The sequence below is a fragment of the Vibrio sp. R11-SG3-ISO3-SZ genome, assembly GCF_059834345.1.
In genome coordinates this window covers 1-12381 of sequence record NZ_JCBDGX010000157.1, presented here as the reverse complement: position 1 = coordinate 12381, position 12381 = coordinate 1, and the positions used below count along the sequence as shown (strand labels likewise).

At 51.4% G+C, this 12381-nt stretch carries 11 protein-coding genes; 10 read left to right on the top strand and 1 reads right to left on the bottom strand.

Annotation, left to right across the window (positions count from 1 at the left end; genetic code table 11):
* Window positions 1–199 precede the first annotated feature (199 nt).
* Together AC6R1O_RS17540 and AC6R1O_RS17535 are read left to right on the top strand one after the other, a co-directional pair.
* Complete coding sequence (locus AC6R1O_RS17540; protein ID WP_500626237.1) at window positions 200–2038, top strand: CHASE domain-containing protein; 1839 nt, start codon at window positions 200–202, stop codon at window positions 2036–2038.
* 16 nt (window positions 2039–2054) lie between these two features.
* Window positions 2055–3752 (top strand): EAL domain-containing protein, encoded by a 1698-nt coding sequence (locus AC6R1O_RS17535; RefSeq protein ID WP_500657501.1) that lies wholly within the window; start codon window positions 2055–2057, stop codon window positions 3750–3752.
* Between the two features lie 44 nt (window positions 3753–3796).
* On the opposite strand, the gene AC6R1O_RS17530 is transcribed toward AC6R1O_RS17535, so the two are convergent.
* Window positions 3797–4549 carry an SDR family NAD(P)-dependent oxidoreductase gene (locus tag AC6R1O_RS17530; RefSeq protein ID WP_487903052.1) on the bottom strand — a complete coding sequence of 251 codons (753 nt, stop codon included), beginning with the start codon at window positions 4547–4549 and terminating at the stop codon, window positions 3797–3799.
* A 389-nt stretch (window positions 4550–4938) separates the two neighbouring features.
* Between AC6R1O_RS17530 and urtA the strand changes: the two genes are divergently transcribed.
* The 8 genes from urtA to AC6R1O_RS17490 form a co-directional block, all read left to right on the top strand.
* Window positions 4939–6222: an urea ABC transporter substrate-binding protein gene (gene urtA / locus AC6R1O_RS17525; RefSeq protein ID WP_334552934.1), complete on the top strand. Its 1284-nt coding sequence runs from the start codon at window positions 4939–4941 to the stop codon at window positions 6220–6222.
* A gap of 125 nt (window positions 6223–6347) precedes the next feature.
* A complete protein-coding gene (gene urtB / locus AC6R1O_RS17520; protein WP_500657503.1) occupies window positions 6348–7931 on the top strand; it encodes an urea ABC transporter permease subunit UrtB in 1584 nt (527 codons plus the stop codon).
* A 21-nt stretch (window positions 7932–7952) separates the two neighbouring features.
* Window positions 7953–9116, top strand: a complete 1164-nt coding sequence (gene urtC, locus AC6R1O_RS17515) for an urea ABC transporter permease subunit UrtC (protein WP_500657502.1) — start codon at window positions 7953–7955, stop codon at window positions 9114–9116.
* Between the two features lie 2 nt (window positions 9117–9118).
* A complete protein-coding gene (urtD, locus tag AC6R1O_RS17510; RefSeq protein WP_500626250.1) occupies window positions 9119–9958 on the top strand; it encodes an urea ABC transporter ATP-binding protein UrtD in 840 nt (279 codons plus the stop codon).
* A 1-nt stretch (window position 9959) separates the two neighbouring features.
* Entirely contained in the window at window positions 9960–10655 is a 696-nt protein-coding gene (urtE, locus tag AC6R1O_RS17505; protein WP_500628908.1) for an urea ABC transporter ATP-binding subunit UrtE, read from the top strand.
* A complete protein-coding gene (locus AC6R1O_RS17500) occupies window positions 10652–11572 on the top strand; it encodes an urease accessory protein UreD (protein ID WP_500657500.1) in 921 nt (306 codons plus the stop codon). Before urtE ends, AC6R1O_RS17500 begins: the two co-directional genes overlap by 4 nt.
* Before the next feature lie 128 nt (window positions 11573–11700).
* Window positions 11701–12003, top strand: a complete 303-nt coding sequence (ureA, locus tag AC6R1O_RS17495; RefSeq protein ID WP_500657499.1) for an urease subunit gamma — start codon at window positions 11701–11703, stop codon at window positions 12001–12003.
* Window positions 12004–12049: 46 nt separating this feature from the next.
* The coding region (locus tag AC6R1O_RS17490) for an urease subunit beta (protein WP_500630256.1) at window positions 12050–12381 on the top strand (332 nt) is incomplete at its 3' end.

The window sequence follows — 12381 nt, the reverse complement described above, 5'->3', positions numbered from 1 at the left end:
AGCATGTTTCTCTCGCGAAAAGAGCTCTTGATGGCTTATCGCAGTATATTGAACTGTAACTATTGTCGTTTTTAATATTATTGAGACAAATTAGAGCGGGAGTTCACAAATTGACCAATTAGTGCTTTTGACCGAGTTAGGGTGGAAAAAAATAGACTAGAGTGATTACTAAATAACTCACAAAAACAGGCTAGGTTGAATGCTGAAAACCTCGTTGCTCCACTCTGCTGTCCGGGCACCTCGGGCCCTGCATTGGTATCACTGGGTCGTGATTGTGTTTTCGCTTGCGTTGACGCTGACCGCTTGGCAAGTGACGCTCAAACAGAGTCATCAGAAATCAAAGGTTCAATTTCAACATCAAGCCAAACAATTGGTCGCCTTGGTCCAAGAGCGGATGGAGAAGTATGAGGAAGCGCTATGGGCCGGCGTCTCTGCACTGCACATGCTTGATAGACCGGCGAGCCGCGCGGATTGGAAAGTGTTTGCCGATGAGCTGCGCATCGAATCTCGGTTCCCGGGCATCAACGGGATTGGTGTGATTCATTACGTGCCAGAAGAGAAAGTACCGACGTATTTGTCTTGGCAGCGTGAGACGATGGCGACCTATGCCATGCATCCCCCGCGCTCTGGCAAGGAGTATTGGCCTATCACTTACATCGAGCCTCAGCAAGACAATCTCAAAGCGGTGGGTCTAGACATGGCGCATGAAACCAATCGTTACAGTGCGGCGCAGCGGGCGAAATCAAGCGGTCAGGCCAGCATCACCGGGCCGATCGTCTTGGTACAAGATTCTCAGCGCACGCCGGGCTTTCTTTTTTATGCCCCGTGGTATCGCCAAGGTATGGAAAATAATCAATATGGTGAAAGTGGCGGCGATTTTCAGGGTTTAGTCTACGCGCCTTTTGTGGTCTACAAATTGATGGATGGTACGCTCGACAGAAGTACACGTTTAGTGAATTTCAGCATCTATGATGGCGACACGGAGCTCTACAGTGAACTCAATGATAGCAACCGTCATTACGATGCTGATCCGACGTTTTCTGAGCAAATCAGTTTGGATTTGTATGGTCGTACTTGGGTGTTTCATGTTCAGTCCTCGCTGCTATTTAAAGAACAGCAAAGCCTGAGTCAACCTGCGCTGATCTTAGTGTTTGGTCTATTGGTTGATGTTCTGCTACTGGTCATTTTCTTGATGCTCAGTCGTGAGAAAGAGCGTGCTCAGCAGTACGCCGATCAAGCCACCCAAGATTTGCAGCTGCGCACTCAAACCTTAGAACAAGTGACGGCCGATTTAGAGAAGCGCAACCATGCGCTCGAAGAGGCCAACCACGAACTGGATCAATTCGCTTACGTCGCTTCCCATGATTTAAAAGCGCCCTTGCGTGGCATATCCCAGTTGGTTACTTGGACCATCGATGACTTAAAACCCCACCTCACTGAGCAAACAGAGCAGTACACCGCCTTATTGCAAAATCGAGTCAGCCGGTTGGAGCGCTTGCTGGATGATCTGCTGCTTTATTCGCGTGTAGGCAGGAAACAGTGGAGCCTAGACCTGTTTCATGTTGGGAATAAGATTGAAGAGATTTTTGAGCTGCTTAGCCCGCCGCCAGGGATAGCCTTAGAGTATGACGATCAGTTGGGTGAGATCTCCACCTTAGTCACGCCGCTTGAAATGGTACTGAGAAACCTGATTGGTAATGCGATTAAGCATCATGACAAGGAGAATGGTTTGATTCGCGTGACCGCTACGGAAATTGATGACCGTTATGTGTTTACCGTGCAAGACGACGGGCCAGGCATCCCTGAGGCCTATCAAGAGAAAGTGTTTGAACTTTTCCACACTCTGCAACCAAGAGACAAAGTAGAAGGCAGTGGCCTTGGCCTGTCGATTATTAAGAAAACGCTGGATCTCTATGGTTGCGACTATCGATTAGAAAACAACCTTGAACAGGGCTGCACGTTCCGTTTTAGTTGGCCCAAACAGCCGTACTTTGCCGCGCTAACCATCGAGCGCGCCAATCCAACCGTTACTCCATAAGGATGGGATTTAACTGATGAAAATCTTGATTATTGACGACGATACCATCGATAGAATTGCTGCGATTCGGACTTTGCGCGATACCGATTTACCCATCCAGGTGATCGACGAAGCAACGACGGCCCATGAAGGGCTCAAGATGGCGCTCGCCAATAAATATGATGTGATTTTGCTCGACTATCAGCTTCCACCATCCAATGGTATTGAAGTGCTGATGCAATTGAGGAGTGTGAGCGATTTCTCTACCTCGATTGTGATGCTCAGCCACAGTAATGATGAGGAGTTGGCGCTGTCGTGCATTGAAGTGGGCGCGCAAGACTTCATCATGAAAAAAGAGATCACCGCGTCGCGATTACGTCGCGCAATCGTGATTGCCACCGAACGCTATTACCTCGAGCAGCAGATTCAAGCCAAACACACCGAGCTCAAACGTATGGCGGAAGAGGACAGTTTAACTGGGTTGAGTAATCGCTACTTTTTTGATGAAACCTTGAAAAAAGCGCTATTGATTGCCTCTCGCTCGAAAAAGCCTTTGATGCTGCTGTTGATTGATCTCGATAAGTTCAAAGACATCAATGATAGCCTTGGCCACGTTGTCGGTGATGCGGTCCTTAGGCACGTGGCTCAGCGTCTCTCCCATTGCTCTCGAAAAAGTGATTACTTGTGCCGCATCGGTGGCGACGAGTTTGCCATTATTATCCAAAACCTTGAGATGAAAAATCACGTTCATCTATTGGTTCAGCGCCTGCTTAAAGCGTTTGAAGAGCCGATCATAGTGGAGAGCCATAGCATAGATATGACCATCAGTATTGGCATCGCTTCCGCGCCAGAGTGTGCCACTAACTCCGTAGAATTAACCAAGTGTGCCGACATCGCCTTGTACCGAGCCAAAGATCAAGGTCGAAATCAAGCGCAGTATTACTCAAAAGCGTTTCATAACTTGATTGAAAAGCGCATCCGCATTGAAAACGATCTTAAACGCGCGATTCAAAATGATGAGTTTGAACTCTACTTTCAGCCTCAGTTTGACCGTAATGCCAACTTAGTGGGGGCAGAGGCGCTGCTGCGCTGGAATCACAAAAAGCTGGGCATTGTGTCACCTACCGACTTCATTCCGATCGCGGAGGAGTCCCATTTGATGATCGAAATTGGTCATTGGGTATTTCGCGCGGCGTTTGATCAACTCAAAATATGGAAAGAGCAATTTGCACGCTTTAGTGCCTCGTTTGTCGTGGCCATTAATGTCTCACCCAAGCAGTTGACGGAGCTGAGTTTAAAAACGCAGCTTGAAGAGTACCTTTCGTTTTATGAAGTCTCTCCGAGTCAGGTGGAGTTGGAGATCACGGAAAACTGCTTGGTCGCAGAAGGCGCCTCAACTGAGATGCTGCAACAGCTGAGTGGGCTGGGGTTCAAAATAGCGGTGGACGATTTTGGTACTGGCTACTCGTCGCTCTCACATCTCAAAGAGTACCCGATTGACATCATTAAGATCGACAAATCGTTTATGGCGAACGTTGAAGAGAAAAGCGCTCAGCAACTCTTTACAGCCATCTGTCTGTTTGCGACCAGTCTAGAGTACGATACCGTGGCTGAAGGTATAGAAACCGAGTACCAAAGCACCCTTTGTCAGGGAGTCGGGGTGGCGCGTCATCAGGGCTATTTTTACTCGCAGCCATTGCCTGTTGAGGAGTTTGAGAAGAAGTATTTTGGCTAGAGCGCAGCGCTGATTAGTTCACCACGCTCTAGTTGAATCATCGCTTAATCGCGGTCAACCGCAAACGGAGACCATGCTTGACGTGTCGGCATCACTTCAAGGCGGTTAATGTTGATGTGATCGGGTAGCGTCGCCACGTAGAACATCTGTTCGGCAATGTCTTGCGCGGTGAGTGGGGTAGTGCTGTTGTAGAGCTTATCGGACGCCGCTTGATCGCCTTTGGTGCGTACCAAAGTGAACTCGGTTTCTGCCATGCCTGGCGCAATGTCAGTCACACGTACACCGGTGCCGAGCAAATCACAGCGCAAGTTGTAGCTAAATTGTTGAACAAACGCCTTGGTTGCCCCATAGACGTGGCTACCTGGGTAGGGCCATTGTCCGGCGATAGATCCCACATTAATGATGGTGCTGCCGGCGCCAGATTGGATCAAAGTCGGCAGTAGTGCGTGCGTGACATTCACCAATCCTGTGACGTTGGTATCAATCATGGTTTTCCAGTCATCAAGCTCGACGTCTTGCGCCGCTTGCGGAGCCAAGGCCAAACCGGCATTGTTGATGAGCAGTCGCACGGCGGCAAATTCGCTTGGCAGCTCTGCCACGGCTTGTTTCACCGCGTCTGAATCACGAACGTCAAGTTGAATGATGTGCACAGGCACATTGAGTTCGGCTTTCAGTGCCTCTAAACGCTCGAGGCGGCGACCAGAGAGCACCAATGACCAACCCGCTTGTGCAAAACGCTCTGCCGCGGCTCGGCCAAATCCAGATGTCGCACCAGTGATAAATGCCACTTTTTTCATTCTTTATTCCTTTTGATTGCCTGACTGAACTCGGAGCATAGCATGTTTTCGTTACTGGGGATGAATGCACAATCTCATCCTGCTTGCCGTTATGGTTTTGGTCTGGATGGGTGCGTTCGGCTGAACTACCTGACTGATATGCATCAAGTTTTCTTTTTTTGGGTTTAAGGTCAGACCAAAATGGTGAGAGGAGAGAATCGATTGCACTAATATACAGCGCAAAAAATAACCGCTCTTGCATAATTAAGAAGCGGATTAGAATAAAATCACTATAATTCAATGATTTAAAATTAAATTGTTGAACGAGTTTTATTGGCACCCTTTTTGGATTGGTTGGATATAGATACCGACAGGTTGAATAACCATTCATCTATAAGGAGATAGCCACTATGAACATGACGTTCAAACTGAAACTGGCCGCTTTGGGCACCACACTCGCACTGAGCTCGTCTTTGGCATACGCAGAAGAGACGATCAAAGTCGGTGTGCTCCACTCGTTGTCCGGGACGATGGCGATCAGTGAAACCACACTGAAAGACACCGTGCTGATGTTGGTCGATGAGCAGAACAAAAAAGGCGGTTTGCTAGGTAAAAAACTCGAAGCCGTGGTGGTGGACCCTGCGTCCAACTGGCCATTGTTTGCAGAGAAAGCACGTGAATTGATCGAGAAAGAAAAAGTCGACGTGGTGTTTGGTGGTTGGACGTCGGTATCACGCAAATCCATGCTGCCTGTGTTTGAAGAGCTCAACAGCATCTTGTTCTACCCGGTTCAATATGAAGGGGAAGAGTCATCGAAAAACGTCTTCTACACTGGCGCTGCGCCAAATCAGCAGGCGATCCCTGCGGTTGATTACCTCATGAATGAACTCGGCGTTGAGCGCTGGGTGTTGGCGGGCACTGATTACGTCTATCCGCGCACCACCAATAAGATCTTGGAAGCGTACCTCAAAGCCAAAGGGGTGGGTGAGTCTGACATCATGATCAACTACACGCCGTTTGGTCACTCTGACTGGCAGTCAATTGTCTCTGACATCAAGAAATTTGGCGCAGAAGGGAAGAAAACCGCGGTGGTCTCGACCATCAATGGTGATGCGAACGTGCCTTTCTACAAAGAGCTTGGGGCGCAAGGCGTCTCATCGGAAGACATCCCCGTGGTGGCGTTCTCTGTGGGTGAAGAAGAGCTTTCGGGTATGGATACCTCACCACTGGTGGGCCACCTTGCCGCTTGGAACTACTTTATGAGTGTCGATACAGACAGCAACGCAGAGTTTGTCGAAACATGGCAAGCGTTCATCGGCAGTGAAGAGCGTGTCACGAATGACCCAATGGAAGCGCACTACATCGGCTTTAACATGTGGGCGCAAGCGGTGACGAACGCAGGTACGACCGACGCACAAGCCGTGCAAGATGCATTGATTGGTGTCTCTGTTCCTAACCTCTCAGGGGGCTACTCGACCATGATGCCTAACCACCACATCACCAAGCCGGTTTTAATTGGTGAAATCCAAGATGACGGTCAGTTCGATGTGGTGTGGGAAACAACAGGTTTAGTCGCTGGTGATGCTTGGTCTGATTACCTTCCTGAGTCGGCGAAACTGTTCTCAAGCTGGTCGAAACCTTTCTCTTGCGGCGCGTTTAACGTCGAAACCAAGCAGTGTTCAGGTTCTAATTAATCTCCACGATTGGCGCCCGGCTTTTACGTGGAAGCTGGGCGTCTTTTTTCTGTTGAGACCCTTTCCTTTTCACCCACGCAAGGACAGACATCATGAGGCCAAGGAGTGCGCCGATTATCAAGTTTATGTGGATCAGTCTATTGAGCCTGATCGGGTTGAATCTCGCCAATGCACAAAGTCAGGAAGACTTTGCCAGCATACTCAATGGCAAGAACAATCAAGCGAAAGAGCAAGCCATGACTTGGCTGGTGGAGACGCAACCAGTGGAGGTAGCGAAGCCTATTTTGACCGCCTGGCTAGAAGGCGATCTCTACAGCTTAAAAGCCAACAAGCAAGACCTTTACATCGCGCCTGAGCTCAAAGCGAAACAAACCGCCACTCAGGTTTGGACGGGCGAGACACTCGTTATTGAAAGTAAACGCCAGTTTAGCAAAGTGCGGGTGAATAACGCGTTGCGCGGTCTGATTCGCGCTGAAATCGCCTCACTGGGCCTAAGTAGTGCCGATGAAGCGGTGCGACTTGCGGCGGTGACGGCGCTGGTGGGCAATACAGAGCCCAGCGTGGTGGCCAAGTTTAAAAAGCGTCTGGTGAGCGAAACCTCGCCCGCGGTGATTGAGCAATTGCATCTGGCGTTGGCGGTGGACAGTGCCCTCAATGCGAGTGACCCGGGCCAAGTGGCGGCGATTGCGCTGCTGTCGGATTACAAACAGCCAGTGGTGGTGCAAACCCTCAATGCAGTGTTAAGCCGTGAGCAAGATGAGGAAGTGATTGAGGCGGCGCAAAAGGCCCTCGACCGCTACCAACAGAGCCAGCGTTTGTATTCGGGAGTGGAGACCCTTTTCTTTGGTCTTAGCTTAGGCTCGGTGTTGGTGTTGGCCGGCATTGGCTTGGCGATCACCTTTGGTGTGATGGGCGTGATCAACATGGCGCACGGTGAGCTCATTATGCTTGGCGCTTACACCACTTACGTTATGCAGCAGTTGATGCCTAATCACATTGGGTTGGCGTTGATACTTTCTATCCCGGCGGCGTTTGTCGTCTCTGGGTTGGTGGGCGTTGCGATTGAACGCAGCGTGATTCGCCATTTGTACGGACGACCGCTGGAAACCTTACTGGCGACGTTTGGTATCAGCCTGATTCTGCAACAAGCGGTGCGCTCGGTGTTTTCGCCGCTTAACCGCTCAGTCAGCACGCCGGATTGGATGTCCGGTGCACTTAGCCTCAACCCCATGCTCTCTCTCACCTACAACCGCTTGTACATCATCCTATTTTGCGCGTGTGTCTTCATTGGCTTGGTGATGGTTTTGAAAAAAACACCTTTGGGTCTGCAAGTGCGCGCGGTGTCGCAAAATCGAGCGATGGCTCGTGCGATGGGGATCCGCTCAGAGCGTGTCGATGCCATGACGTTCGGCTTAGGTTCCGGGGTTGCCGGTATTGCAGGTGTTGCGCTGTCTCAACTCACCAACGTGGGGCCCAATATGGGCCAAGCCTACATCATCGACTCCTTCATGGTGGTGGTGTTTGGCGGCGTTGGCAATCTGTGGGGCACCTTAGTGGCGGGGCTCGGCCTTGGGCTGTTTAACAAAATATTGGAGCCTTGGGCTGGCGCGGTACTGGCGAAGATCTTGGTGTTGGTGTTTATCATCCTATTTATTCAAAAACGTCCTCGTGGGCTCTTCCCACAACGTGGCCGAGCGGCAGAAGGTTAAGGAGTTCACATGAGTCAATCTATTCAGTCACGCTCGGTAGTGCTGTCGGCGATGCGAGGCGACAAAGGTGGCCAAGTGACCGTGGCGCTCATTCTGTTGGCGGTGGTGTTAGTGCCCTTGGCCAATACCTTGCTGCCCGTCGGTCATCCCTTTCACGTTGAGACATTCACGCTCTCTTTGATGGGCAAATATCTCAGCTATGCCATGCTCGCCTTAGCGGTGGATCTGGTGTGGGGCTACCTCGGCATTTTGAGTTTGGGCCACGGCGCCTTTTTTGCCCTTGGCGGCTATGCGATGGGCATGTATTTGATGCGTCAAATTGGCGATCGTGGTGTGTACGGGAATCCGATTCTGCCGGATTTTATGGTGTTTCTAAATTGGCAAGAGCTGCCGTGGTTCTGGCTTGGTTTTGATCAGTTTTGGTTCGCGTGTGTGATGGTGGTGTTAGTGCCGGGGGCGCTGGCTTACCTGTTTGGTTATTTGGCGTTTCGCTCTCGCGTGTCGGGGGTCTATTTGTCGATCATCACCCAAGCGCTGACCTATGCCCTGATGTTGGCATTTTTTCGCAACGAAATGGGCTTTGGCGGCAACAACGGCCTCACGGATTTTAAAGACATACTTGGTTACAGCTTGCAGCAAGACAGCACGCGCATCGTGTTGTTTATGGCCACCGGTCTGATGCTGGCCCTGAGCTACTGGGTGTGCCGCACTGTGGTGGCCAGCCGCCTTGGTCGCGTGGCGTTGGCGATTCGCGACACCGAATCCCGCACTCGATTTATGGGTTATGACGTCGATGGTATCAAGCTGTGGGTGTTTGTCCTTTCTGCGGTGATCGCGGGCATTGCGGGGGCGCTTTATGTCCCGCAAGTGGGCATCATTAATCCCGGGGAATTTGCGCCGCTCAACTCGATTGAAGTGGTGGTCTGGGTAGCGTTAGGCGGCCGCGCTACCTTGTTCGGCGCGATTGTTGGCGCTTTGGTGATCAACTACGCCAAAAGCTGGTTCACCGTTGAGTTCCCAGAGGTGTGGCTGTTTGCCCTCGGGGGCATGTTCGTGCTCTCGACTATGTACTTCCCGAAAGGGTTGATGGGGTTTGTCAGCGACAAGCTCGCGAAGGTCGACACGCCTAAGCGCCGCGCAGCAAGCGATGAGGAAAGAGATAAGAGCAAAGAGGTGACGGCATGAACATGACCCATACAACATTGACCGATTCGGTCAAGCAACTGACCCGTCGTGATGAAGTCTTTTCGTTTCTCAAGCCCGATACCCACCCGTTGATTGATACGCGGCACAACATTTTGCTCTATGTCGAAGGCGTCAACAAAAGCTTTGACGGTTTTAAAGCCATCAACGATTTGAACTTGTACATCAAAGAGGGCGAACTGCGCTGCATTATCGGCCCGAATGGTGCAGGGAAAACCACCATGATGGACATCATCACGGGCAAAACCAAACCCGACAGTGGGTCGGTGTGGCTTGGATCCAACATCAACCTCCTGAAGATGAATGAGGCGCAAATTGCCAATGCCGGCATCGGACGTAAGTTCCAAAAGCCGACGGTGATTGAATGCTTAAGCGTGTGGGAGAACCTTGAGCTGGCGATGGCGGGCGTACGCTCTGTGTGGGGTACGTACATCGCGCAGCTATCAGGCGAGCAGAAAGACAAATTGGAGTCAGTGCTTACGCTGATTGATTTACAAGACAGTGCAAGGCGACTCGCCGGTAACCTGTCGCATGGTCAAAAGCAGTGGCTTGAGATCGGTATGCTCTTGATGCAAAACCCGAAGCTGTTGCTCATCGATGAGCCGGTCGCGGGGATGACGCACCAAGAGATGGATCGCACCTCTGAGCTGCTTAACTCGCTCGCCGGGAAACACTCGGTCGTGGTCGTTGAGCACGATATGGATTTCGTCCGTTCAATTGCCAGCCATGTCACTGTGCTCCACCAGGGGCATGTGCTGGCAGAAGGGACGATGGACCACGTCCAGGCCCATCCGCAAGTCAAACAGGTCTATCTGGGAGAGTAGTATGTTGACCATCAATGGATTGAACCAGTTCTACGGCGAAAGCCACACCCTGTGGGACTTGAATATGACGATCCCCAAGGGCAAATGTACCGTGCTCATGGGCCGCAATGGGGTGGGGAAAACCACCTTATTGCAGTGCATTATGGGGCTGGTGAAGGTACAAAGTGGCGACATCAAACTGGGTGATCAGTCATTAATTAAACGTGACGCCGAAGACCGCCCGCGACTCGGTATCGGTTATGTGCCGCAAGGACGGCAAATCTTTCCGATGCTCACCGTGCAAGAGAACCTTGAAGTGGGATTGCCGATTCGCGCCAAAGGTGATCGCCAGATCCCAGAATTCATTTTCGAGCTGTTCCCGGTGCTTAAAGAGATGCTTCATCGCCGCGGTGGCGACCTGTCGGGAGGGCAGCAGCAGCAACTGGCGATTGGCCGTGCTCTGGTGGTCAACCCAAGTCTACTGATTTTGGATGAGCCCACGGAAGGCATCCAGCCCAATATAGTGCAAGAGATTGGCGACATCATCCGTATGCTCAATCAGCAATATGGTCTGACGGTGTTGCTGGTGGAACAAAAACTGCCTTTCGCCCGCAAAGTGGGCGATGAATTTTGCATTTTGGATCGCGGCCGGCCGGTGGCCAATGGCCCCATGGAGGCGCTCAATGACGCGCTGATTAAGGAGTATCTAACCGTATGATGTGTGATCCTGCTGTGGCATTTGCCTTGACGGATGCCAATGACAACGACAAACCCAGCCTTGAACAAAAACTCGATTCTGATACTCGCTCTGGCTGGAAAGCAAAACTGGCTCTGCTGTTTACCGACAGAGGAGATAAAACGGTGATCAAAGAGCGCCAGCAGCAAGGCCCGCTGGCGATACAGCGCCCGCTCTATCCTGAGGGGCCCGTGTGCCATACCTATTTGTTGCACCCGCCTGGCGGCGTAGTCGGCGGCGATACGTTAGCCATCGAGGCACAGGTGCGAGAGGGGGGGCATGCTCTGGTCACGACCCCCGGCGCTACCAAGTTTTATCGTTCATCGGCGCGTTTTGCTCGCCAGACGCAAATACTGCGCGTGGCGTCAAACGCCACCTTAGAGTGGCTACCGCAAGAAAACATTTTTTTCCCCGAAGCCCACGCGCGATTAGACACGCAGATCCACTTAGAGCGTGATGCACAATTTATGGGCTGGGAGATGCACTGTTTTGGGAGACCCGCACTAAATGAGGGCTTTTTAAGTGGACATTTGGTAGGAAAAACAGAAATTTACTACCAAGGGAGCAAAATACTCAGCGAAGGGCTCAATATGAAAGGCTGCGATAAGTATCTGATAAATAAGGGGTTGCTCGGCTTTCCAATGATGGGCACGTTTTATATCTCCTCACAGGACGAGGACTTAATCGAGCTGGTACAGAGCTTGCTCTGCTCTATACAAGATGATGTGGGTAAGGCGTCGCTGGTCATTGGTGCCACTCAGCTGGAAAACCTGATAGTCGTCAGGGCATTAGGTCAATGGAGTGAAGTGATTCTGGCCAGTTTTGCGCGTATTTGGCAACAGATCAGGTTGCACTGGTTTGGCGAGAAGCCTCAGCCTCCGAGGATCTGGGCTACCTAACAAGGTGGACTGAGAGTGTGGATGCAAGCTGACTTACTCATCTACAGCACACTCATCCACAAGCACACTCAACCATAAACATGAGAGTGTAGGCGGCGGAACAAAGCGATGAATTGCGAGGGATAGCAATGGAACTCACCCCGAGAGAGAAAGACAAATTACTCATTTTTTGCGCGGGCCTGTTGGCACAAAGTCGCAAAGAAAAAGGGCTAAAACTCAACTACCCAGAGTCGATTGCGCTGATCAGTAGCGCCATTTTAGAAGGCGCTCGGGCGGGAAAAAGCGTCGCCGAATTGATGGATTACGGGCGTACGTTGCTTACGGTAGAGGATGTCATGGAAGGGGTCGCCAGTATGATTCCGGACGTGCAAGTTGAGGCAACGTTCCCAGACGGCACCAAACTCGTCACTGTGCACGAGCCGATTGTGTAGTCAATGATGGGGAAAGGCAAAGTCAATAGGACGAGGAGAAACAAGGATGGCAGGGACGACAATCGGTAAGGGTTGGGCGCCGGGTCAAATCGAGACCGCCGCCGGTGAGATTGCGCTCAATGTGGGCCGCCGCACCGTCAAAGTGAGTGTTGAGAATGTCGGTGACCGTCCGGTTCAAATCGGATCGCATTACCATTTTTTCGAAGTGAATGAAGCTTTGGTGTTTGACAGAGCGCTGGCGCGCGGGTTTCGACTCAATATCCCCGCCGGTACGGCGACGCGATTTGAACCCGGCCAATCACGCAGCGTTGAGCTAGTGGAATACGCCGGAAAAGGCGAAGTGTACGGATTTCAAGGCAAGGTGATGGGCAAGTTATA